We start from the raw sequence: 23,618 nt of genomic DNA, 5'->3' as shown, positions 1-23,618 counted from the left end.
GCTGATGCTGTCGGTGGCGGCGGGCGGCCCGTCAGCCTTTGCCGCCGGCGGCGCCACGCTGGAGACCGTGCCGTCGAGCAACTACACGGCGCTGCGCGGTCAGTCCTTCTTCCTGTTGTCCGATGCCAGCTTCGGCAGCGACCAGGTGGCGCAGGTGCGCCTGGAGGCGCCGGGCCGCGAGTACAAGGCTGAGCTGCAGCAATACGGTGGCGCGGACATCCTGGTCTACCGCGTGGAGAATCCGCTCGCCTTCCTGAAGGCGCAGAAGAACCTGCACCGCCTCGACGTCAAGGCCGATTACCGCGGCGAGGGCATGGCCAACACGCTGTCCTACCTGTGGGACAACTGGTACAAGAAGGCGCGGCGCGCCTGGCAGCGCGTGCTGTCCTTCGCCACGCGCAGCCAGGCGGTGGAAGACGCGCCGCAGTTCAGCATGGGCGACCAGATCGCCCAGCCGACCCGCTTCGAGAGCAACCCGCAGTTCGCGCCGCTCAAGGGATACCCGCTGGTGTCGCGCTTCCGCTATCCGATCTGGGATGCCAAGGAGATCGAGCCGCCCAAGGGTGCCAGGCTGGAGGGCAGCAGCAGCGAGTTCCTGCCGCGCGACGCCGGCAATGTGATGGTGCCGCTGGGCAGGCTCAAGCCCGGACTGTACATCGTCGAGGGCATCATCGGCAGCTACCGCGCGCATACCCTGCTGTTCATTTCCGACACCGTGGCCGTCATCAAGAGCACGGCCGGCGGCATGCTGGTGTGGGCCGCCGATCGCCGCAGCGGACGCCCGGTGGCCGGTGCCAGCGTGGCCTGGTCCGATGGCCTGGGCGTACTGCAGAGCGCCGGCACGGGGGCCGACGGCATCGCCGAGCTCAAGCACGCCAGTCCCGAACGCAGCTACCTGCTGGGCCAGGACGCCGATGGCGGCGTTTTCATCTCGGAGAATTTTTACTACGACAGCGAGATCTACAACACCAAGCTGTACGCCTTCACCGACCGGCCGCTGTATCGCCCGGGCGACGAGGTGCGTGTCAAGTTCATGGGGCGCGATTTCCGCAGCGCGAACGAGTCGGCGCCGGCCGCGGCCGGCGACATCAAGCTGGCGGTGCTAGATCCCAACGGCGCCCCGATCGCCACGCTCGGCGCCCGCCTGACCGGCGACGGCGGTGCCGATGTGCGCTTCGCCCTGCCCGACAATGCGCTGGCCGGCGGCTATACGCTGCGCTTCGACTACGGCGGCAATACCTATGGCGGCGCCTTCCGCGTGGCCGAGTACATCAAGCCGCATTTCGACATCAACCTGGCACTGGACAAGGCTGACTACGCCACCGGCGAGACGGTCAGGGGCAAGATCCAGCTGCGCTATCCCGATGGCAAGCCCGTCAAGGCGGCGCGCTTGTCTGTCACGCTGCGCGCGCAGCAGGTGACCATGGTCGAGGGCGAACTGCGCTATGCCGGCATGTTCCCGCTCAAGCTGGAACAGCAGGAACTGGTCACCGACGGCAGCGGCAACGCCGCGCTGACCCTGCCGCCGGCCAAGGACCCGAGCCGCTATGTCTTGACGGTGTTCGCCAACGACGGCGCGGCCTATCGCGTCAAGGTCACGCGCGAACTGCTGATCGCACGCGGCGCCACGCCTTACAAGCTCACTGCGCCGGCCAACTTCACCAATGCCGGACAGAGCGTGACCTTCGAACTGGCGGCCCTGGCAGCCTCGACCGGGGCGGCGCAGGGACCGGCCCAGGTGCCGGCCAAATGGGAACTGCTGCGGCTGGAGTCGCGCAGCCGCACCGAGGGCAAGCTGGGGGCCGCTGCCAATGGCGTGCTGTCCTTCCCCGTGCGCTTCGAACAGCCGGGCTCCTACACGCTCTCCGTCAAGGATGCCGCGGGCAACCTGCTGGCCGCGGCCAGCCACTGGGTGGCCGGCGACGGCCTGCAGACCGTGCCCGGGAATATCGAGATCGTGTTCGACCGCGACCGCTACAACGTCGGCGATACCGCCGAGGCGCTGGTGACCTTCCCGTTGCCGGTGGAGGATGCGCTGCTGACGCTGGAGCGCGACCGCGTCGAGCGCCGCGGCCTGCTGTCCAAGGGCGGCGACTGGCTCTCGCTGCAGAAGGTCACGGACCGGCAGTGGCGCGCCCGCATCCAGGTGGGCAGGGACTTCAGCCCGAACATGACCTTCTCGGTGCTGTACGTGAAGGACGGCGACTACGTGTTCCAGAATGCGGGCATCGCGGTGGCTCAGCCCGCCATCGCGCTGACCGTCAAGAGCGACAAGGCGGTCTACGCCCCGGGCGAGACCGTCACGCTGGACCTCGGCAGCGCCTTCGACGGCAAGCCGGTGCCGGCCAACCTGACCGTCAGCGTGGTCGATGAGATGGTCTATGTGCTGCAGCCCGAGATCGCGCCCAGCATCGTGGACTTCTTCTACCATCCGCGCCGCAACAATGTGCGCACCACCTCGAGCCTCAATTTCATCGGCTACGATCTGGCCGCGTCAGGCCTGTCCGGGGCAGGAGGTCCCGAGCGCGGCCGCTACAACGAACGCGGCGTCAAGGTGCTGGAACGCCCGCGCCGCGATGAACAGGACACCGCGGCCTGGGTGGCCGATCTGCGCACCGATGCCAGCGGCCGCGCGCGCGTGACCTTCACCATGCCGGACTCGCTGACGCGCTGGCGCATCACCGTGCGCGCGATGGCGGGCGATGGCATGGTCGGCCAGCGCACGGCGAGCATCCGCTCGGACAAGGATCTCTACCTCAAGTGGACCGGCCCGCGGCACTACCGCGGCGAGGATGCGCCCCGCATCGACATGGTCGTGTTCAACCAGGGCGCCCGGGACGCCGTCGCCGATCTCGTGGTGACGGGCGCGGGCCTCAACCTCAGCCAGGGTGTCACGCTCAAGCGCGGTGCCAATTACCTGCGCCTGCCGGTGGCCGGCGGCGCCCTGCGGGGCGGCGTGATCAGCGCCGAGCTGAAGCAGCAGGGCCGTACGGTGGACCGCCTGCAGACCACGCTGCGGGTCGAGCCGAGCGGCTGGCTGTCGCCGCGCGAACTGGTGCTGCCGCTGACGGGTGCGGAGGCGGCACTGAACCTGCCGGCCGACGCCCAGGACGTGCGGCTGCGCCTGGTCGACAGTGCCGCCAGCCAGTTCGCCCGTGTCGCCGACGACCTGCTGGACTACCCCTACGGCTGTGCCGAGCAGACCGCGAGCCGGCTGATCCCGCTGGCCCTGGCCCGGCGCAGCCTGGCCGCCGCCGGTGCCGACACCGGCAACACGACGCAGGGGCTCGACGCGCTGCTGCGCACGCAGCGCCAGCGCCTGGCTTTGCTGGCCGGTGTCAACGGGCAGTTCGGCTGGTGGGGCGACCAGGTGGGCGACAGCGCGCTGCTGACCGCCTATGCCTACTATGCCGATTGGCTGGCCAGCCGCGCCGTCGGCATCAGCCTGCCTCCCGAGCACTGGAAGCGTACCTTGGACGCCTATCGGCAGGCGCACAATGAGCCGCTGCTGCATCGCATGCTGGCGCTGTGGTTCATTCACGAGATGGAACTGCCGGTGGCGACCCAGCTCGGTGGCGTGGCCGCCGAGCTAAGCCGTCCCGCCGGCGGGGCCGCTGCCGCAGTCGCGGCAGCGGGCGAGAGCCTGGTGTTCGCCGCCCCCGATTCGCCGCAGGGCCGGCGCGTGGCGACGGTGCTGGCCGCCCAGCTCTACCGGCAGATCGGCCAGCCCTTGCCCGAAGGCCTGTCCAGCGCGGCCGACGCCGCGCGCGAGGCGTTGGCGGCCGACCCGGCGCCGCTGGTGCAGAGCCTGCTGCGGATGGACGGCAAGGGTGCCGCCGCGGCGGATGTGCAGGCACTGCTGGCGCGCGCCAGTGCTGCGAGCCCCACCATCGACCGTGCCGTGGCCCTGATCTGGCTCGACAAGGCGCTGGGTGGCGGGCTGAGCCGCGGCCTGGCCGCGCAGGCCCAGGCGGTGCCGCGGCCGCCGCAAGGCGGCTGGCGGGCCGGGCGCGGCGCGCTGGGCCTGCCGGAGTGGCGCTGGACCGGCGCCCAACCTCCGGCGACCCTGTCCCTGGGCGTGCCGCAGCGTGCCGAGGCGGCCTCGCGGTCCACCGACATCAATGCAGTGGTCTCTTATCGCAGCCGTATGGCCGAGGCGGCGAGCCTGCCCATCGGCATCGAGCGCAGGCTCTACCGCCTGGTGCCGGTGGCGGGTACCAAGGACGACAAGGAAGCGGGCGGGAGCGCACCCGGCACGGCCGGCCTGGATTTCGTGGCCAGGCCGGTCAAGGCCGGTGACAAGCTCGACAGCAATACGCTCTACGTCGACGAGATCGTGCTGACGCCGCGCCAGGGTGCGTACCGCTATGGCCTGCTCGAGGTGCCGCTGCCGCCGGGTGGCGAGGTGGAAGGCACCACCTGGGGCCTGCGTATCGACGGGCTTCCCGATCCGGAAAACAAGGCGAGCGGACTGCAGGCCTTCCAGCGCGCGACCACCTATGAGATGGGCATGCTCTCCTACCACCAGCCCGTGATTGCGCTTGAGCATCCGGCGGTGCTGCGGCAACTGGTGCGCTTCTCGTTGCCCGGCCGATTCCGCTTGCCGCCGGCGCGTTTCTTCCGCATGTACCAGCCCGAGGCCAAGGCGCTCCAGGGCGACGGCAAGACCGCGGCCTACCCGCTGACGGTGGAGTGAGGCGGCGATGGGTGTGCCTGCCACCCTCGGCGCGATGCGGCGCGCAGGCGGCGTCCTGCTGGTGCTGGCGTCAGTCATGGTGTCGGCGCTGGCACCCGGCGGCGCCGGCACGGCGGCGGCAGCGGCCGCCGCGCAACCTGGCGGGGCTGAGCCGGTGCGCTTCGCCCGGTTGGCCGACGGCGAGGCCAGGCTCTACCGGCTCGGTCCCGGCGCGCCGGTGGCGACGCCCTTGCCGCCGGGCCTGCGCGCGCCGCTGGGCAGTGTGTGGAAGCTCTTCGTCTACAGCTATCTGGTGGGCACCGATGCCGCCAGCCAGGACTACACCTGCCGCGGAGGAGATCCGGAAGAGGCGTACTGCTGCGCGGCAGGCCGGCGGATCGACCGAGAGCGCGCCCTGGTGCAGTCGTGCGGACGCTATTTCGAGCCGCGCCGGCTCGGCCTGTCGGGCGCCGACTGGCGCCGCTTCTGGCAGGCGGCGGGCGCGCCCGCCTGGCTGCAGGACATGCAGGCCGTGCGCGCGGAGCGCACCGTGCCGGTGGCGGAATTGCTGGCTGCGCTGCAGGCCGTGCCGCCCGCGGCGCAGCAGGCCGCCTCCGCCACGCTGGTTTCCGTGCTGACGGTGGGCCGCGGCGAAGGCACGCTGGCCAGCTATGGCAGCCTGCTGCGCGCCAAGACCTGGACCATGCCCGACCCGGCGCGCCCAGGCGCTTCCATCGGCGGCGCCGCCGGCTGGCTGGCCGATGGCAGCCCGGCCTGGCTGGGCGGGCAGGGGGGCAGCGCGGACGTGCTGCGCCGCGCCGCACCGCTGCTGCGCCCCATGCTCGCCACCGTGCCGGTGCCGGACGATGGCGCCTGCGTGCTGGTCGACATGTTCGAGCGCTATCCGCTGCGGGAGGTAACGACGGCCGTGCCGGCAGGAGGGGCGGTGCCGGCGGGGCGGCTCGATGGCAGCTTCGTGGCAGTCTTTGCCAATGGCAACAGCGTGCGGCTGCAGAGCCGCGGCGAACTGAGCCTGCTGCGGCCGCCCGGCGCACCGGCCCGGATCGTGGGCCGCTTCGGCCTGAACGACTACGTGGCGCGCGTGGTGGAGCGCGAGGGCGACACCGCCGAGCCGGAGGCGGCGCGCGCGCTGGCCGTGGCCGCGCGCAGCTACCTCGTGCAGCAGGCCACCCGCGCGCAGGGCTGTTTCCGCATCGCGGACAGCAGCCGCACGCAACGCGTGCTGCCGCATGCTCCTGCCGCCGCGGCGCGGCACGCCGCCGACCAGACCGACGGGCTGGTGCTGAGCGGCGTGGCCGTGCGCTATCACCACGATGCCGGCGGCAAGGGCCGCATGGACTGGACCGAAGCGAAGCGCGCGGCAGGCCAGGGCCTGGCCTTCGACGCCATCCTGGCGCGCTGGTGGCCGCAGGCCACGCTGACCTCCTTCCAGAGCCCGGTGGCTGGCGATTGCCTGGAGATCGCCGGAGCGAGGCAGTGGCTGGCCGGCCGCGCGAAGCAATGGCAGGGGCGGCTGGCCGCCGAATCCGGCTACGAGACGCCGCCGCTGCCCGCCGTGTGCGCGGTGCGCGAGGGCCGGCCTTACGCCGACGCGCGCCGCAACCGGCTCTACATCCACCGGCTGGCCAGCGAGGATGACCAGATCGCGCTGGCCCACGAGTACCTGCATCTCGCCTTTGCGCATCATCCGCGCGGGCAGGATGAGTCCTTTATCGAAGCCCAGGCGCGTAAGCTCGTGCGCACGCCATTCCCATGATGAGTCAGGAATCCATCGTCGCGGTGCCGTGCCGGCGCCGCTATCGCAACGCGCTGGCGCTGGCGCTGGCCTGCGCCATGGCGCCGCTGGCTGCCATGGCCGGCCCGGTCGCGGATCTCGACGGCCCGGCGGGCGGATGGCGCCACAGCGGGCTGAGCAGCGAGCTCGAGCAGTACACGGCCGCCTACCCCAAGCCGCCGGTGGAGCGCGGCGCGCAGAAGTACCGCACGCTGATCGAAGGCCGCCTGCGCCAGGCCGGAAAGGCCGGGCGCAAGCCGGCCACGCTGGTGGTCAACGGCAATGCCATGCCCTTGTACGCCGACGAACAGGGGCGCTTCGCGCGGCCGTGGGCCTTCGGGCGCGGCTCCAACAGCGTCGAGATCGTGTCGGCGGACGGCGGGACGCGCCAGCGCCTGCAGTTCTACGAGGCCGATGCCACCAAGGTGCAGGCCAAGCTGCGTGCCGTGTTGACCTGGGACGATCCCAAGGCCGAGGTCGACCTGCATGTGATCTCGCCCGATGGCGGCCACGCCTTCTTTGCCAGTCCGCTGCTGCCCGAGGGCGGCGGTCTCGACGTGGACAGCGTGGACGGCGCAGGGCCGGAGATCTTCTCCAGCGCCGCGCCGCGCCCGGGGGTATGGCTGTTCTACGTCAATTACTGGGGCAACTTCGACGCCAGCGGCTACAACTTCGACGGCGGCGCGCACGAGCGCGACCTGATCACCGCCAGGCTGACCTTGATCTACAACGAGAACACGCTCAATGAAAAGCGGGAGACGCTGGTGATGCCGCTGCGCAAGCTGGGCGAACTGGCCCTGATGAAATCGGTGCGCCTCTGATGGCGGGCCTGGAGCGGGAGCTGGAATGGAAACACAGAGAAACCACAGGCAAGCCTCGAACGGCGACGGGCGCGCGCGCCTGCCTGGCAGCAGCGCCGCCGCGCTGACGGCGCTGCTGCCCGCCTTGCTGCTGGCCGCGCTGCCCGCGGCCAGCAGCAAGGCGCGGGCCGCGGATGCCGTGACGTTCGACGCGCCGCTGAACGGCTGGCGCCATGCCGGGCGCGACGCGGCAGACTATACGCAGGAGGTGCACTATCCCGCGGTAGCCGTGTCGACGCGCCCGGGGCAGCCCGGCAGCGCGCTGATCGCCGGGCGCATCCGCGGCGCGCCCAAGGCGGCGAACGGCGCGCCGGCACCGGCCGGGCAGGCGGATGGCGTCACCGGCGGGGTCGCCACCCTGGTGGTCAACGGTGTGGCGATGCCGCAGCGGGTGGAGGAGGACGGGCGCTTCTCCCGTCCCTACGCCTTCTCGGCCGGCAGCAACGGCGTGGAGCTGCGCACGCCGCAGGGGAGCGCCAAGCGCGTGCAGTTCTACGAGGCTTATCCGGGCAGGGCACGCCCGCGCCTGCGCGTGGTGCTGTCGTGGGACAGCGACGGTACCGACCTCGACCTGCACGTGGTGGCGCCCGACGGGCAGCACACTTTCTACGCCAATCGCGTGGTGGCGGACGGCGGCGCGCTCGACGTGGATGTCACCACCGGCTACGGGCCGGAGATCTATTCCAATCCGACCCCGCCGGCAGGCACCTACCTGGTCTACGTGAACTACTACGGCAGCGGTGCCCGCCGCGAAGCCATCACGGTGGCCCAGGTCGCCGTGATCACCGACGAGAACACGCTCGACGAAAGGCAGCAGGTATTCCGCGTGCCGATGCGCAAGCCTGGCGAGTTGACCCTGGTGAAATCCTTCGTGATGCGCTGACGGCGGGCCTGCCGCCGCCGACAAGAGGATGCAGTGCTCGACGAGCATCGGTCACGGCGTGGATTCGGATGATTCTTCAGGGAGCTTCTTGCCGAAGGGGAGAGGATTCTGATTTGGCGTGGCGTGTGTCACGCCCTTCGTCCTTGCCGCTAGACTGGGCCGCTCCATGACCCACGGGCTTGGATGCGACGCGCCATACGGCGTGGTGGGACGCCACAGCCCATGGGGGGCGAGGTGCCGCGTCCCGAGCCGACTCTTCACAGGATCTTCATGACGTCGAATGGGATACCGGATGTCGCACTGGTCGACAACACCGAGCAGCGTACGCCGTTGGCGCTGGTGCTGGACTGCTCCGGCAGCATGGCCGGGCGGCCGATGCAGGAACTCAATGCGGGGTTGGCATTGCTGGAGAAGGAACTGAAAGCTGACGTCATCGCCAGCAAGCGGGTCCGCATCCTGGTGATCCGCCTCGGTGGCAACGACGATGCCGAGGTGGCTGGCGAGTGGTGCGACGCGATGGACTTCCGCGCACCGGACCTGGTCGCCAGCGGGACGACGCCGACGGGCCAGGCGGTCGCCCTGGCGCTCGATGAAATCGAACGGGAGAAGCAGCGCTTCCGGCAGGCAGGCGTGGCGTATACGCGCCCATGGCTCTTCCTGATGTCCGACGGCGTGCCGACCGACGCGTGGGACGCCAGTGCCAGCCAGGCATGTCACGCCGAGCGGACCAACAAGGTCGCGATGTTTCCCATCGCGGTGGGCGAGAGCGCCAGCGTCGATGTGCTGGGAAGATTCAGCAGCAAGGGGACTCCGGGCGTGAAGCAGCTCAAGGGTTTGCAGTTCCGTGAGCTTTTCCTGTGGCTCAGCGCCAGCATGCAGGCCGTGTCCCAGTCGACGCCGGGTACGCAGGCTCAGCTACCTTCGACGGACAGTTGGTCGACCGTGGCGGTTTGAGCATGGGCTGGCGAGTATTCTCCGCTTCGGCGACCGGTAAGACGCACCTGGACCAAGGGCTGCCTTGCCAGGACGCGTCCGCGCATGCGGTGGTCGGGGAGATCCTGGTTGCCGCGGTATGCGATGGCGCCGGTTCCGCGCGCTACAGCCAGGCGGGCGCCGAGTTTTTTGCCCGATCCACCGTGCATGCGCTGGCTACACGGCTGAGGCAAGGCGAAGAGCTTCCCGAACTGGAGCCGGCCTTGTTCGAGCAGGCCATCGCGGCCGTGATCGGCCGGGTGCGCGAGGCGCTGCAGGAGATCGCCATCGCGGCGGGAGCGGGCCTCGATGACTATGCGACGACAGTGGTCGGCGTGGTGGCGGATCCGCGCGGCGGCGGCTTCTTCCATATCGGCGATGGCGTGGGCGTGGCCTGCTCGCGGCTGGCTGCGGCGGGGCCGGATATTTCGTTGCCGCTGAATGGCGAGTACGCCAACGAGACATTCTTCGTCACGGGGCCGGATTGGCGTCGTCGACTCAGGACCACGGCGATCCGCCAGGATCCGTCCAGCGTGCTGCTGATGTCCGATGGCAGCATGCCCTTTGCGATGTGCAAGGGAAATTCCGGCCTTTACGGTCCCTTCATCGAGCCGGTGGAGCGCTTCCTGCGCCAGGCGCCGAGCGGCCATGCGGGATGCCAGGCGCTCGCGGCCACGCTGGCGGATCCCCGTACGCATGCCATCACCGGTGACGACAAGACGCTGCTGATCGCACACCGCGAATGAGGCGATCCGGTGGCGCACGCAAAGTGTGGCTGGGCCCGGGGCAAAGCCTTACGCTCGCCCGGCTGGTCAAGAGCGGAGGTGCCGGCAGCGTATATCTGCTGAGCGATGCCCGGCAGCAGGTCGCCAAGCTCTACCACGCGCACCTGGACCGGGGCCTCTGCCAGCGCAAGATCGATGCCATGCTGCGCCTGAGCCCCGAACTTCCGGACCAGGTCGAGCAGGGCAAGCGCTATGTGCAGATCGCCTGGCCGCAGGCGCCGCTCCGGGATGCGCGCGGCAATTTCATCGGCTTCGTCATGCCGGTGCTGGACATACAGCGCACGGCCGAGCTCGAGGAGATCCTGCTCGAGCGGCAGGCGCGAGCCGCCGGGCTGCCGACGGGGCTGGGCGCCAAGATCACGCTGGCGGCGAATCTGAGCGCCGTGATCGCCGCCTTGCACCGTCAGCGACACTATGTCGTCGATCTGAAGCCAGTCAATCTGCGCTTCTACCGCGACTCGCTCTACATCGCCATGCTGGATTGCGACGGTTTCAGCATCCAGGGCGAAGCCGAGCGCTTCCCCGCCCAGCAGTTCACGGTCGACTACCTAGCCCCGGAATTGCAGGGGCGCGCCCCGGTCGCAGCGGGCGAGGAGATCCAGGACCGCTTCGCGCTCGCCGTGGTGGTCTTCCAATTGCTGAATTTCGGTATCCATCCTTTCAGCGGCAAGCCGGTCGATGGCAAGGTGCCGACCGAGCTGGCCGGGCGTATCCGCGAGGGCTGCTATGCGTACGGCGTGCAGCCGAATCCGCGTATCGCGCCCAATCCGACCAGCGGGCACACCATGATGCCGGCCGAGTTGCGGCGCATGTTCGACCGGGCCTTTGCCGGTCCCGGGGAGGCACGGCCCACTGCGGTGGAGTGGGCACAAGCGCTGCGCGGCTACGCACTGCGCGACGCGGGTGGGCTGCAGGCCTGTGCCGCCGATGCCTCCCATCAGCATTTTGCGGGCTTTCCCTGCGCTGCCTGCGCGCGCGCGGCCTTGATCGCCAAAGCAGCAGCAATGACTGGGAAGGGGAATGCACGCAAGGGGGCTCGCAAACAGGCGTCAGCAGCGCCGGGCGGCAGCGCGCCGTCGCCCAGGCTGCCGCCTCCGGTATCCCTGCCGTTGCCCGCAGCCCAGCACAATGTCACGCACATCTTCTTCGCAGCGGTCGCGGTCATCGCATCGATCGTCCTGGTGATGCTGGCGTGGCCCCATGACGACAGCGAGCGTAGCGACGGCCCGTCGCAGGTGGTGGGAGCGAATGCGCGCGAGCCGGAGGTACTGTGGCGCCGCGATGTGTCCGAGGCCGAGTTCACTTCTGGTATTGCACTCGCTACCGCGAGGGCGGACGTGCGCGCTGTGGCCGCTGCGGCAAGCAGTGGCCGCTATGAAGACGTGAAGCTGATCCTGCGGCGCCTGCATGAAGGCGAGGCGCTGTCGGGAGGCGAGAACAGCGCTGCCTACGTCGCGGGGTATGCCGCCGATATCGCCGATTTCATGGATTCGCGCGACCTCCGCAAGGTGCAAGGGCGGACCGCCGGCACTGCCGCGGCATCGATCGATCCGGAGATCGACCGGTATCGTGACCGCCTGGTGAGAGCGCCGCGCGCGCACTACGCCGCGCTGGCGCTCGGGAAGTACCACCTCGCGCACGGAGAGCCGCAGGCGGCAAGCGCGTTCTTCACACAGGCCATCTGGGCACGCCCGCTGGACCACCGGGCGTGGTACGGCATGGCCGCGGCGGCCTGGAACACGGAAGGAGAGGCGGCGGCGCTCGTCTATTACGCCGTCGCATCGCGATTCGAGGCCGCTTCGAGGCCCACGCGCGAGGCAACCTCGGTCCTGCCGATCGCCCCGGCCGCCAGCGAGGCGCTGCTTCCGCACGGGCGCTGGCAAACGCTTGGCGTGGCGGCGGAAAGCCTGGTGCGGGCGATCGATACGGCCCAGGAGTTCCAGGCCAGGGCCGCCAGCGTCGAGATTGCGTCGATGGAGCGTCTCTCTCCCTGGATACGCCTCGTCGCAGAGCGTCCGGAGCATGGGAAATCGGTTGAGCTGCGCATGACGCTGGACCGCTTGGGCGAGCCCAGCCGCGTGGCCGTCATACGCACCAGCGGCTCGCACAGGGTCGACCGGAACGTCGCGACGGCAGCGTCGCGCTGGAACTACCTCCCCGCGCTGAAGGACGGCCGGCTGTCCGCCGGCTCGCTCGACTTGCTTCTTGCCATTGACCCATGAGGCCGCCGAGGTGCCCGGTATGGGGCCTGCCTCGCGGTTTCGCCGGAAAGTTCAGGCCTGGCCCTGCGCTTCCCGCAGTGCCGCCCTCGGGCCGCTGACATAAGGGTTGTCCGCCACGAAGAAGCGCAGCGGCAGATCGGCTGCGCGCGACAGGCCGATGCGGCGTGCCACGCCGACGGTGCCGCAATCGCCGGCCGCAGTGGCACGGTCTGCCAGCCAGAGCCCCGCGCCCGTGCACAGGTCGACGCAGTCCAGCCCGGGCCCGATCGCCATGGCCGCGCCCAGGCGCCCGGGACCGCGTGCCAGGTCGAGCGGGCGCGCGGCCGGCCGGCGCTGGCGCATGGCCTCCAGCCCCGCCAGCGGTTCCAGCGCGCGCACCAGGATGCCGGCGCCGATGCCCTCGGCCTCGGCCGAGATATTGAGGGTCCAGGACAGGCCGTACAGCAGCCGCACATGGGCGTGGCCCGGGGCCAGGAACATGGCGCCATTGGCGCGTGTGCGCCCGCGGTAGGCGTAGCTGGCCGGGTCGCCCACCGGATAGGCCTCGGTCTCGACGATGCGCCCGGCCAGGCGGCCTTCCGGCAGGTCGTGGACCAGCACCTTGTCCAGCAGGTAGCGCGCCAGGCCGACCGCGTCGGCCGGCAGCTCGTCGCGCCGCAGCGGGCGCAGGGCGGGCAACGGGCTGGCGGGCGGGGCGCTGGCAGGCATGGTTCAGTCTGCCGCCGGGTCCCGGCGCATGGACAGGGCCACGCTGAGCCCCAGCGCCAGCAGCGCGGACACGGCGGCGAACAGGTAGACCGCCCCATAGCCCTGGTGCTTGGCCAGCCAGCCGGCCACCGGGCCGGTCAGCCCGAGCGCCAGGTCGAGGAAAAGCGCATAGGCCCCAAGTGCCGAGCCGCGGTTGGACTGCGGCACCAGGCGCACCGCTTCCATGCCCAGCGCGGGGAACACCAGCGCGAAACCGAAGCCGGTCACGGCGGCGCCGGCCAGGGCCATGGCCGGCGTGGCCGCCAGCGCGATCAAGGCGAGCCCGCAGGCTTCGACGGCAAAGGAGGCCAGCGCCACGGGATAGCCGCCGAAGCGGCCGATGGCGTCGGCCAGCAGCAGCCGCGCCAGCACGAAGCAGGCGCCGAGCAGGGTCAGGGCCAGCGCGGCGTGGTCCCAGCCGTGGCTGGCGAACAGCAGGGTGACGAAGGCGGTGATGGTGCCGAAGCCGACCGAGCCCAGCGCCAGGCACAGGCCGAAGGGCGTCATGGCGCGGAACACGCGGCGGAAGGGCAGGCGCTCGCCGGCCACGGTGGGGACGGCGGCCTTGCGGCGCGCCAGCAGCAGGGCCACGCCGGCCAGCAAGGTGGTCACCGCGCCGATGGCCGGCAGGCCCCATGCGTGGCCCAGCATCACGCCCAGCGGCGCGCCCAGGGCCAGGGCGCCGTAGGTGGTGATGCCGTTCCAGGAGATGACCCGGCCGGTGTGGCGCGCGCCGACGCTGCCGATGCCCCAGGCGATGGTGCCGGTGGTGACCAGGCTTTCGCCGGCGCCGAGCACGAGCCGGCCGGCGAACAGCCAGGCCAGGCCGAGCGCGGGCGTGTGCGCGAACAGGCCGGCCACCAGGGTCAGGGCACCGCTGCCGGCGCACAGCGCCAGGCCCGTCACCACTGAGCGCTTCGGGCCCTGGACATCGCACAGGTGGCCGGCATAGGCCCGGCTCAGCAGCGTGGCCAGGTACTGGATGCTGACGGCCAGGCCGGCCAGCACGGTGCCGTAGCCGAGCGAGTCGTGGACGAAGCCGGGTACGACGGCGATGGGCAGGCCGACGGCCAGGTAGGCCACGAAGTTGAAGAAGACGATGGCGAGGATGCGCAGGCTGAGGCTGCCGCTCCCGGGCTCGCCCTGGGGCGAGGCTTCGAGAGTCGTGGCGGTGGGTGGCATAAGGGACGACAGGGGCGGGAGCGACGGAACGGTGGCAGGCGGGTGCGCGGTGCGGCACCTGGAGGATCCTGCCGGGCCCGGCCGACGGCGGCCGGGCCATCCGGGATGATACCGGTTGCCGGTGAATCCTGCGCGCAGTATAAGTAGCGCCTTGTTTTTGGGGAATATTCATGAAAATTTGCCAATGGACGGGGTTTCCATGAATTTCCGTCGCGATCCGGGAGGGGCCGGCCCCAGCCATGAGGCCTTCCGCAAGCGCGTGCGCCTGCGCCACCTGCACTGTTTCGTCGCGGTGGCCCAGTTGCAGCACCTGGGCCTGGCCGGCGAGAAGCTGGGACTGACCCAGCCCGCCGTGTCCAAGACGCTGAGCGAGCTGGAGGAACTGGTCGGCGCGCGCCTGCTGGTGCGCAAGCGCGCGGGCACCGACCTGACCGCGGCCGGCATGCGCTTCCTGCGCCACGCGCTGCGTGTGCTCGATGACCTCGACGAGGCCGCGCGCAGCGTCAGCGATGGTCCGGCGGCGGTCGAGCGCATCCGGCTGGGCGCCCTGCCCAGCGTGGTGCCGGACCTGCTGTTCGATGTGCTGACGGCCTTCCGCCAGGCCCATCCGGACATCGCCGTGGCGGTGCAGACGGGCATGAACCGCCCGCTGATCGAGTGGCTGAAGGCGGACCGCCTCGACGTGGTGCTGGGCCGCATGGACGATCCGGCCGCCATGGAGGGATTGTGGTTCGAGATGCTCGGCACCGAGCCGCTGGTGCTGGCGGTGCGTGCCGGCCATCCGCTGGCCGCCGCCCGCCACCCGCTGCTGGCCGAGGCGCTGGCCTGCCCGCTGGTGCTGCCGGCGGCCGGTTCGGTGCCGCGCCACAGCGCCGAAAGCCTGCTGGCGCGCCACGGCCTGCCGCTGCCGGCGGGCTGCCTGGAGACTTCCGATGCCTTGCTGGGACAGATGACCGCGCTGGCGACCGACGCGGTCTGGCTGGCGCCCTTGTCGGCGGCGCGGCGCGCCATCGCGCAGGGCGTGCTGGTGCGGCTGCCGCTGGACAGCCAGGGCACCGAGGAGCCGATCGGCGTGCTGCGCCGCAGTGGCGGCGAGCTCGGGCCGGCCACCGAGGGTTTCCTGCGGGCCTTGCGCGAGGCCGCCGCGCGGCGTCCGCCGGAACAGGCGCTGCGGTAGAATGCGCAGCTTCGCCGCCGCGCCCGGTGCACGCGCGGCGCCACCCTCGAGCCTCCCCGCGCATGCCACGTAAAGCCGCCCAACTCTCCGAAGCCGACAAGCACGCCGCGCCTGGCGGGGCGGCCGCGGTCGACCGCGCGCTCTTCGTGCTGTCCGCGTTCCGGCTGGGCGATACCACATTGGGGCTGGCCGAACTGGCCCAGCGCAGCGGCCTGTACAAGAGCACGCTGCTGCGGCTGCTGGCCTCGCTCGAGCACGCGCGCCTGGTCGTGCGCCACGGGGACGGCCGCTATGGCCTCGGTCCGGAGGTGGCGCGGCTGCATGCCGTCTACGCGGCCTCGTTCTCGCTGGAGGCGGTGGTGATGCCGGTGCTGCGCCAACTGGTGCAGGATACGCGCGAGAGCGCCGCCTTCCATGTCGATCAGGGCGAGCACCGTCTCTGCCTGTATCGTGTCGATTCACCGCAGCCGGTGCGTGACCATATCCGCGCCGGCGACCTGTTGCCGCGCAACCGTGGCGCCGGCGGGCGCGTGCTGCGCGCCTTCTCCGGCGCGCGCGGCGAGTTGTACCAGAAGATCCGTGACGAAGGCGTGGTCGAGCTGGTCGGCGACCGCAGCCCGGACATCGCCGGCGTGTCGTCGCCGGTGTTCGGGCCCGGCGGCGAGCTCAAGGGCGCGCTGACGCTGACCTGCCCGACACCGCGTTTCGATGCATCGTTCCGTGCCAGCGTGCTGCGCGCCGCGCGCGTGCTGAGCGCGGAGCTGGGCGGGGTATTTCCCTACCCGGATTGACGGTCCGCCGCCCTGGGGCGAGCGGTGTGGCCGACCGGACCCTTAGTGGGGTGTGCCCCCCTGTGCAAGGCGGATATGATCCAGCCTGGCCGCCGCCCCCCGGGGACAGGGGGCGGCAGCACGCGCGGGATACTAAAGAGGGCATCCGTGTACCTGGTCCAGCAAACTCTGGTAGTCGTCATGATGGTGGTGTTCTCCAGCATGCTGGTCATGGCGGCCGGGCTGGCGGTGGCGCTGCGCGCGAGCGAGGCCGGCCGGATCTGGGCTGCCGGCTATGCGCTGGTGGCCGGTGCCGGCATGGCGCTGGCCTCCACCATCGGCACCGGCTCCTACACCTTGATCGCCCTGGCGGGCTGGGCCTTCCTGCTGGGCCGGCTGGCGATCTTCCTCGGCGTCCGGGTCTATTACGGGCTGCCGGAGCGGCGCACGCTGCTGCGCGTGGCCGCGCTGCTGGCCCTGGCCGTGCTGCTGTACGCCTCACAGCAGCACAACGCGGTCGCGCTGCTGCAGTTGTCCGGCTTCGGCATGCTGGGCACGGTGTCGCTGCTGACCCTGTTGTCGCTGCTGAATTCGGGCGTGTCGCAACGCAGTATCGGCGCGCCGCTGGCGGTGCTGGGCTGCCTGCTGCAACTGCTGACCCAGGCCGCCGGCATGGTGCACGCCCTGGGTGTCGATGCCTCCGGCCAGTCGCTGTTCTTCGTCGCCGACAGCTCGCGCGCGCTGTGGGTGGCGCTGCCGCTGGTGGGCTCGCTGCTTGGCTGCTTCGGCTGCACGCTGCTGGCCACCGAGCAGATCATCGCGCGCAATGAGAGCGGCGCCCGCCTGGACGCGCTGACCGGCCTGCTGAACCGCGGCGCGCTCGACCAGGCCGCCGACGCCTTGATCGCGCGCTGGCAGCGCGGCGGCGAGCCGCTGACCTGCCTGGCCATCGACGTCGATTATTTCAAGCAGGTCAACGACAGCCACGGACACCACGTGGGCGATGCCGTGCTGCGCCAGATCGCGCAGGCCATCGACCATTCGCGGCGGGCTTCCGACGTGGCCGGCCGCTACGGCGGCGAGGAGTTCTGCATCCTCTGTCCCTACACCGACGAGGGACAGGCCTGCGCCCTGGCCAACCGCATCCTGCGCAAGGTCAGGGCCATCGACCTGCCGGGGCGGCGCGGCAGCGCCACGGTCAGTATCGGCGTGGCCCAGATCGACGGCGCCGACGGCAGCCGCGAGGCCCTGTGGCAAGGCCTGTTCGCTGCGGCGGACCGGGCGCTCTATGTCGCCAAGCAGCGCGGGCGCGACCGCCTCGTACTGGCGTCGAGCCTGGGCATGCCGGTGCGCGATGAGGATGGGGACGAGGACGCCGACGAGGATGGCGCGCTGCAGCCGGCCTGAGGGGCAGGGCGGCAGGGCAATCGATGGGAGAGCGGCCGGCGCTCCTGCACCGGCCGCGATGCGCAGGCTTCAGTCCTGCGGCGGTCGGTCCTGCGGCGGTACATCGCGCGGCGGATGGCCGTCGTAGGTCCAGATGAACTGGCGCGGGATCGGGCCCTTGTTGCGGCCGCCCTGCTGGGTCTGTTCCCAGGCATGGGCGAGGATGCCGACCGAGCGCGACAGGCAGAACAGCCCGCGCGCCAGCGGCGCCGGAAAGCCCAGCTCCGCGTAGATCACCGCGGTGGCACCGTCGATGTTCATCGGGATCGGCTTGCTGCGGCCCGCGCCCAGTTCGGCCTCGATCGCGCGCGCGATGCCGGCATAGCGGCCCGACACCACGCCGTCGGCGGCGGCGCGGTCGACCAGTTCGAGCAGGCGCGGGGCGCGCGGATCGAGCGGGTGGAAGCGGTGTCCGAAGCCGGACACGAACTTGCCATGCGCCTCGCGCCAGTCCTGCAGCGCCCCCTGCACGGCTTCCTGTTGCGGCAGGCCGGTGTCGATGCGGCGCGCGATCTCCTGGTACAGCTCCACAGCCTGCTCGCCGGCGCCGCCGTGCACGTCGCCCAGCACGTTCACCGCCGAGGCCATCGCGTTGTTGAGGCCGACGCCGCAGGTGGCCGCCATGCGCGCGATGGCGATGCTGGGCGCCTGCGGGCCGTGGTCGACCGCGGACATCAGGGCCGCGTCGAGCAGCTCGCCCTGGCCGCGCCCGGGCAGCTCGCCGCGCAGCATCAGCCAGATCATCTGGGCGAAGGAGACCTGCCCGATCAGCTGCTCGATGGGATAGCCGCGGTAGCGGATCTCGCCGGGCCGCATGTCGATGATGCCGGTGTGCCACCAGTCCTGCGACAGGCGCTGGCCGGCGTCGATGCCGCCGTCGTCGGCGGCGGCTTTCATGCCTTGGTTCATCATGGCTTCCTTCATATGGCTCGTTCCTCTTTCAGGGATTCGATCTCGGCGTCGTCGTAGCCGAGCTGGGCAAGGATGTCGCGGGTGTGCTGGCCGAGTTCGGGCGGCGGCGTGTCGACCGCCGGCGCCGCGCCGTTGACCTTGAAGCCGGTGCGCACCAGGCGGATATCGCGCTCCACGCCCGGTGCCGCCGGGAAGGTGCCGACCATGCCGCGCGTGGCCACCTGCGGGTGCGCGAGCGCTTCCGGCACGCTCAGTACCGGACCGGCCGGCACGCCGGCCTCGTTGAGGCGCTGCCACCAGTCGTCGGCGCTGCCCTTGGCCAGTTCCGCCTCCAGTTCGCGCGTCAGCTCGGCGCGGTGCTGCAGCCGGGCCTGGCGCTCGGCGAAGCGGGGATCCGCCGCCAGCTCGGGGCGGCCCACCACGCGGCAGACCGCTTCGAACTGCTCCTGCTTGTTGGCGGCGATATTGAGCAGGCCGTCGCCGGTGCGGAAGGTGCCGGAGGGGCTGGCCGTCATGTTCTCGTTGCCCATCGGCACCGGCGCCTTGCCGGCGATCAGGTGGTTGGAGACCACCCAGCCCATGGTGCAGAGCGTGGACTCGAGCATGGAGACATCGAGGAAGTAGCCGGTCTCGCGCTCCCGGTCGGCCAGGGAGGCGGCGATGGCGAAGGCCGCGGTCATGCCGCCGATGGTGTCCGAGACCGGATAGCCGACCCGGTAGGGCGCGGTGTCCGGGTCTCCGGTGATGTGCATCACGCCGGCCATGCCCTGGATGATCTGGTCGTAGGCCGGCAGTCCGCTCAGCGGGCCGTCCTGGCCGAAGCCGGAGATCGCGCAGTAGATCAGGCGCGGGTTGACTTCCTTGAGCGCGGCATAGCCCAGTCCCAGGCGGTCCATCACGCCGGGGCGGAAGTTCTCCACCACCACGTCGGCGCTGGCGACCAGCTTGCGGAAGACTTCCTTGCCGCGCGCGTGCTTGAAGTTGACCGTGATCGAGCGCTTGCCGGGATTCTGTGCCAGGAAAGACACCCCCATCAGGCGGCGGTTCAGTTCCGGATCGGCGCCGAGCTGGCGCGCCAGGTCGCCGGTGCCGGGCGTCTCGACCTTGATCACCTCGGCGCCCATGTGCGCCAGCTGGTGGCAGCAGAACGGCCCGGCCAGCACATTGGTCAGGTCGAGCACGCGGATATGGCGTAGCGGTTTATGCATCTGTCTGGTATCGAAAGGGATTGCGTGGCGGGCGGGTGGCGCGCCTTACTCTACATGCGCGCCCGATTCGCGCACGATGGCGCCCCAGCGCGCGTGCTCCGCCTTGATGAAGGCGGCCAGCTCGGCCGGCGTGCCGCCGCGCGGTTCGCTGCCTTCGGCGCGCATCTTGCTGATGGTGTCGGGCGAGGCCAGTGCCTTGTTGGTCTGTTCATTGACGCGGCGGATCACCTCGGCGGGCGTGCCGGCCGGCGCCACCACCGCCTTCCAGTCCTCGGCCTGGAAGCCGGCGTAGCCGGATTCGATCACGGTCGGCACCGCCGGCAGCAGCGCGGAACGCTTGGCCGAGGTCACGGCCAGGGCGCGCAGCTTGCCGGCCTTGATCATCGGCAGCGCGATCGGCGGCGTGGCGAAGTAGAAGTCGGTCTGGCCGCCGAGCAGGTCGGTCAGCGCGGGCGAGGCGCCCTTGTACGGCACGTGCAGCACCCTGATGCCGGCGCGGCGGGCGAACATCTCGCCGGTCAGGTGGCCCACGGTGCCGGTGCCGGCAGAGGCCATCGACAGCGTGCGCCCCTTGGCCGCGCCGACCAGGTCGGCCACGGTCTTGAACGGCGCGTCGGCGCGCACCACCAGCACCACGGGCTGGGCCGACACCAGGGCCACCGGCGCGAAATCCTTCAGCACGTCGTAGGGCATGCGCGGATAGAGGCTGGGGTTGATCGCCAGGTTGGCGGTCTGCCCCATGCCGAGGGTGTAGCCGTCGGGCTTGGCCTTGGCGACCGCGTCCAGGCCGATGTTGCCGCCGGCGCCGGCGCGGTTCTCCACCACCACGTTCCAGTGCGCATCGGTGCCGATCTTGTTGAAGACCAGGCGCGCCATCACATCGGTGCCGCCGGCCGGCGGGAACGGTACCACCAGCCGCACCGGCTGGGCCGGGTAGTCGCCGGCGGCGAGCGCGGGCAGGGCGGGGGCGGCCAGGCAGGCCGCGCCGAACAGGCACAAGAGCCGGCGCAGGGGGGAGTAGGGGTGCTTCATCATGTCTCCAGGTGCATGGGGCGGGGCAGGCGCGGTGCGCGGCCGGCCAGGTCGTCTTCCACTCAATATTCTGTAGAATAGAACAACGATCTTTTCAAAAGAACGATGCGAGAATAGGGAGCGGAACCGCCGCTGTCAAGTTCCGGGTGCGCGGCGCCGCTTGCCACTACAATGTCCGGCCGGCAGCGCGCGCCCGCCGCCGGTGCCCGGGCGGCCGGGTGTATTCCGGCGCGGATTGATGGAGCGGGGTTTGACGTTGCAGAGCGGGGGTTGGCAGGACAGGCAGGCACAGGCGTGCGGTGTGGATTTCGGCACGTCGAATTCGACGGTGGGCTGGTACCGGCCCGGCGAAGCCGCCTTGCTGCCGCTGGAGGAGGGCAAGTCGTCGCTGCCGTCCATCGTCTTCTTCCATGCGGAGGACCCGCTGGTCAGCTACGGCCGCGCGGCGCTGGACGATTACCTGGCAGGCTACGAGGGGCGCATGATGCGCTCGCTGAAGAGCCTGCTGGGCACCTCGATGATGGATGACTGCACCGAGGTCATGGGACAGGCCATGCCGTTCCGCGGCTTGCTGGCGCAGTTCATCGGCGAACTCAAGCGCCGCGCCGAGGCGGCCGCCGGCCGCGAGTTCACGCAGGCCGTGCTGGGCCGGCCGGTGCGCTTCATCGACGAGGACGATGAAGCCGACCGGGTGGCGCAGCAGACGCTCGAAGACATCGCGCGCGCGGCCGGTTTCCGCGACATCGCCTTCCAGTTCGAGCCGATCGCAGCCGCCTTCGACTACGAAGCGCGTATCGGCGGCGAGGAACTGGTGCTGGTGGCCGACATCGGCGGCGGTACGTCCGACTTCTCGCTGCTGCGCCTGTCTCCCCGGCGCGCCGGGCTGGCTGACCGGCGCGACGACATCCTTGCCAGTGCGGGCGTGCATATCGGCGGCACCGACTTCGACCGCAGCCTCAGCCTGGCCAGCGCGATGCCGCTGCTGGGGCTGGGCAGCTCGCTGCGCAACGGCAAGGCCATGCCTTCGGGACTGTACTTCGACCTGGCGAGCTGGCACACCATCAACCAGGTCTACACGCGCAAGGCCTGGGCGCATGTCATGGACAACTACCGCGACGCCGGCGACAAGGCGCCGCTGGACCGCCTGCTCACGCTGATCCGGCAACGCGCCGGCCACTGGCTGGCCCTGCAGGTGGAGTCGGCCAAGATCATATTGTCGGCCGAAACGGCAGCGCGCCTGGACCTGGGCCGGATTGCCCCGGGGGAGAGCCTGGAGGTGGGGCGCGCCGATTTTGACGAGGCCATTGTCCGCCTGGTCGGCAAGGTGGAGCGCACCGTGGCGGATTTGCTGCAGAGTGCCGGGGTGGATGCCGGCGAGGTTGACACGATTTTGTTTGCCGGCGGCTCCAGTTCGGTCCCGCTGCTGCGGCAGCGCCTGGCGGCCCAGCTGCCGCAGGCGCGCTGCGTCGAAGGTGACGTATTCGGGGGGATCGGCGCGGGCCTGGCGCTTGACGCGGCACGCAAGTTCGGCTGAAAGCACGGGTCGATCGCCGAAGATATGCCCCGTTCGCGGGGGAAGTAGATGGCGCTAATCTCTGTTGTTGGAAATATTGAATGACTTTTTGCGCCAAGACATATTTTCTCAGGCCTTTCCCGATTGACAGCCGAGCGAATTCGTTGAAAATGGGCACTCGCATGTGCACCATCTGGTGACTTTATTGTCGGGCGTATCGTTGGTTCGCTGACATACTGGCGCAGTGTGTGGTTGTTAGGCTCCGGCCGCCACCATTCTCTGGGCATCATGCTTGGTGAGCAAAACGAGCTTATTTGAAATCTGAGGTAACAAACAAAATGGAAACCGGTACCGTTAAGTGGTTCAACGACGCTAAGGGCTTTGGCTTCATCACCCCGGACGCAGGCGGCAACGACCTGTTCGCGCACTTCTCCGCGATCGAAGGCAATGGCTTCAAGTCGCTGAAGGAAGGCCAGAAGGTCCGCTACGTCAAGGCCATGGGTCAGAAGGGCGAGCAGGCCACCAAGATCCAGGCGATCTGAGCCGCTTGAACGCCGGCTGATACTGCCGACAAGGACAAGCCCCGCCCCGTGCGGGGCTTGTTTTTTTGTGGCGCCGGGTGCGCCCCGGGGCCGTCCCGCGTGCCGTTGCCGCCGCCCTTCCAAGTGGAGAGGTACCCATGGCCGCTGCCAGGTCTACCGCGTCCCGCCGGTTGCCGTGCGCGCTGCGGCGCGCAGGCATCGGCGCCCTGCTGACCGTTGCCTGCGCCGCGGCGCCGTCCGCGTGGGCGGACGACACCGCCTTGCTCAACCGCGGCAACGATCCCTTCCTGCAGGTCAGCGCGGCCGTGCCCGCCTGCCCGGAACCGGCCGGGCCGCGCGTCAGCGAGGCCGAGTGGATGCGCGAGTCGCACCATCGCATCGAGCATGGCAACCACTGCTGGCTGGAGGGGCGCTGCCGCCTGCCCAACGCCTACCAATATGACAAGGATGTCGCCGACAGCCTGCAGCGCCGCCTGCACACGCTGGACCTGCAGCTGCCGGCCTGGCGCCGCAGCTCCCTGTGGATCACGGTGAGCGCCCGCTGGATCCTGGTGCAGGGCTGCACCGCGCCGGATTTCCCCGCGGCGGCCTTCTTCGCCGCGCTGCGCGAGGTCGCCGACGCCGAGCGCGTGATCGACCAGACCACCGCCACGCCGGCGCGCGGTGTGCCGTACCCCTTGTTTCATCCGGCCGCGGCTGCGCCGAAGTGACGCGCGCGCGGGCCGCGCCGCCGCGTGCTGTGCGTTCCGGCCGCCCGGCCTGCCCGTGAGCGCCGGGCCGGCCGCGGCGATGTTGCTATAATCCGGCCCACCCCCAATTCCGCCATCCGCTGCTTGCACGACCGGCATGCCAAGCGGCTGTTCCACGATGACGCGCCAGCCCTGCCTGCGGCCCCCG

General features: G+C 70.5%; 18 protein-coding genes. 13 read left to right on the top strand and 5 right to left on the bottom strand.

What is annotated here, in order from left to right; translation table 11 throughout:
• Nucleotides 1-4: 4 nt before the first annotated feature.
• The 7 genes from BKK80_RS30070 to BKK80_RS30040 all read left to right on the top strand — a co-directional run bounded on the left by BKK80_RS30070 (nt 5) and on the right by BKK80_RS30040 (nt 12,192).
• Nucleotides 5-4,696, top strand: a complete 4,692-nt coding sequence (locus BKK80_RS30070) for an alpha-2-macroglobulin family protein (protein ID WP_071073429.1) — start codon at nt 5-7, stop codon at nt 4,694-4,696.
• A 76-nt stretch (nt 4,697-4,772) separates the two neighbouring features.
• Nucleotides 4,773-6,452: a DUF2300 domain-containing protein gene (locus BKK80_RS30065; RefSeq protein WP_236904000.1), complete on the top strand. Its 1,680-nt coding sequence runs from the start codon at nt 4,773-4,775 to the stop codon at nt 6,450-6,452.
• A gap of 77 nt (nt 6,453-6,529) precedes the next feature.
• Nucleotides 6,530-7,291: a YfaP family protein gene (locus tag BKK80_RS30060; RefSeq protein ID WP_071073425.1), complete on the top strand. Its 762-nt coding sequence runs from the start codon at nt 6,530-6,532 to the stop codon at nt 7,289-7,291.
• A 25-nt stretch (nt 7,292-7,316) separates the two neighbouring features.
• Nucleotides 7,317-8,213, top strand: a complete 897-nt coding sequence (locus tag BKK80_RS30055; protein WP_084084981.1) for a YfaP family protein — start codon at nt 7,317-7,319, stop codon at nt 8,211-8,213.
• Nucleotides 8,214-8,483: 270 nt separating this feature from the next.
• Nucleotides 8,484-9,167: a vWA domain-containing protein gene (locus BKK80_RS30050; RefSeq protein WP_071038632.1), complete on the top strand. Its 684-nt coding sequence runs from the start codon at nt 8,484-8,486 to the stop codon at nt 9,165-9,167.
• Nucleotides 9,071-9,931: a PP2C family serine/threonine-protein phosphatase gene (locus BKK80_RS30045; RefSeq protein ID WP_156811451.1), complete on the top strand. Its 861-nt coding sequence runs from the start codon at nt 9,071-9,073 to the stop codon at nt 9,929-9,931. The genes BKK80_RS30050 and BKK80_RS30045 overlap by 97 nt, the downstream gene beginning before the upstream one ends.
• Nucleotides 9,928-12,192, top strand: coding sequence for an energy transducer TonB (locus tag BKK80_RS30040; protein ID WP_157903369.1), 2,265 nt, complete (start codon nt 9,928-9,930; stop codon nt 12,190-12,192). The genes BKK80_RS30045 and BKK80_RS30040 overlap by 4 nt, the downstream gene beginning before the upstream one ends.
• 51 nt (nt 12,193-12,243) lie before the next feature.
• On the opposite strand, the gene BKK80_RS30035 is transcribed toward BKK80_RS30040, so the two are convergent.
• The gene (locus BKK80_RS30035; RefSeq protein WP_071072447.1) at nt 12,244-12,900 is read right to left on the bottom strand and encodes a DNA-3-methyladenine glycosylase; all 657 of its coding nucleotides are present in this window, start codon (nt 12,898-12,900) and stop codon (nt 12,244-12,246) included.
• A 3-nt stretch (nt 12,901-12,903) separates the two neighbouring features.
• Nucleotides 12,904-14,121, bottom strand: a complete 1,218-nt coding sequence (locus BKK80_RS30030; protein WP_071018999.1) for an MFS transporter — start codon at nt 14,119-14,121, stop codon at nt 12,904-12,906.
• A 199-nt stretch (nt 14,122-14,320) separates the two neighbouring features.
• Here BKK80_RS30030 and BKK80_RS30025 point away from each other — a divergent pair, with 199 nt between their 5' ends.
• From BKK80_RS30025 to BKK80_RS30015, 3 genes are all read left to right on the top strand, one after another.
• A complete protein-coding gene (locus BKK80_RS30025) occupies nt 14,321-15,298 on the top strand; it encodes a LysR substrate-binding domain-containing protein (protein ID WP_071072445.1) in 978 nt (325 codons plus the stop codon).
• Nucleotides 15,299-15,360: 62 nt separating this feature from the next.
• Nucleotides 15,361-16,089 carry an IclR family transcriptional regulator gene (locus BKK80_RS30020; protein ID WP_071019001.1) on the top strand — a complete coding sequence of 243 codons (729 nt, stop codon included), beginning with the start codon at nt 15,361-15,363 and terminating at the stop codon, nt 16,087-16,089.
• A 147-nt stretch (nt 16,090-16,236) separates the two neighbouring features.
• Entirely contained in the window at nt 16,237-17,475 is a 1,239-nt protein-coding gene (locus BKK80_RS30015) for a GGDEF domain-containing protein (protein WP_157903368.1), read from the top strand.
• A 69-nt stretch (nt 17,476-17,544) separates the two neighbouring features.
• On the opposite strand, the gene BKK80_RS30010 is transcribed toward BKK80_RS30015, so the two are convergent.
• From BKK80_RS30010 to BKK80_RS30000, 3 genes are read right to left on the bottom strand one after another with little or no spacing between them, the layout of a single operon-like run.
• Nucleotides 17,545-18,438 carry a citryl-CoA lyase gene (locus tag BKK80_RS30010; protein ID WP_231908093.1) on the bottom strand — a complete coding sequence of 298 codons (894 nt, stop codon included), beginning with the start codon at nt 18,436-18,438 and terminating at the stop codon, nt 17,545-17,547.
• Nucleotides 18,435-19,634 (bottom strand): CaiB/BaiF CoA transferase family protein, encoded by a 1,200-nt coding sequence (locus BKK80_RS30005; RefSeq protein ID WP_071019003.1) that lies wholly within the window; start codon nt 19,632-19,634, stop codon nt 18,435-18,437. Before BKK80_RS30005 ends, BKK80_RS30010 begins: the two co-directional genes overlap by 4 nt.
• 45 nt (nt 19,635-19,679) lie before the next feature.
• Nucleotides 19,680-20,666 carry a Bug family tripartite tricarboxylate transporter substrate binding protein gene (locus tag BKK80_RS30000; RefSeq protein ID WP_157903428.1) on the bottom strand — a complete coding sequence of 329 codons (987 nt, stop codon included), beginning with the start codon at nt 20,664-20,666 and terminating at the stop codon, nt 19,680-19,682.
• Nucleotides 20,667-20,904: 238 nt separating this feature from the next.
• Here BKK80_RS30000 and BKK80_RS29995 point away from each other — a divergent pair, with 238 nt between their 5' ends.
• From BKK80_RS29995 to BKK80_RS29985, 3 genes are all read left to right on the top strand, one after another.
• Nucleotides 20,905-22,200, top strand: a complete 1,296-nt coding sequence (locus tag BKK80_RS29995) for an Hsp70 family protein (protein WP_071072441.1) — start codon at nt 20,905-20,907, stop codon at nt 22,198-22,200.
• Between the two features lie 317 nt (nt 22,201-22,517).
• Complete coding sequence (locus BKK80_RS29990; RefSeq protein ID WP_008650922.1) at nt 22,518-22,721, top strand: cold-shock protein; 204 nt, start codon at nt 22,518-22,520, stop codon at nt 22,719-22,721.
• Nucleotides 22,722-22,858: 137 nt separating this feature from the next.
• Complete coding sequence (locus BKK80_RS29985) at nt 22,859-23,431, top strand: BON domain-containing protein (protein ID WP_236903834.1); 573 nt, start codon at nt 22,859-22,861, stop codon at nt 23,429-23,431.
• Nucleotides 23,432-23,618: the final 187 nt, after the last annotated feature.

Origin of the sequence: Cupriavidus malaysiensis, from assembly GCF_001854325.1 — a bacterium.
Taxonomy (GTDB): domain Bacteria; phylum Pseudomonadota; class Gammaproteobacteria; order Burkholderiales; family Burkholderiaceae; genus Cupriavidus; species Cupriavidus malaysiensis.
This window is presented reverse-complemented; position numbering and strand designations above follow the sequence as displayed.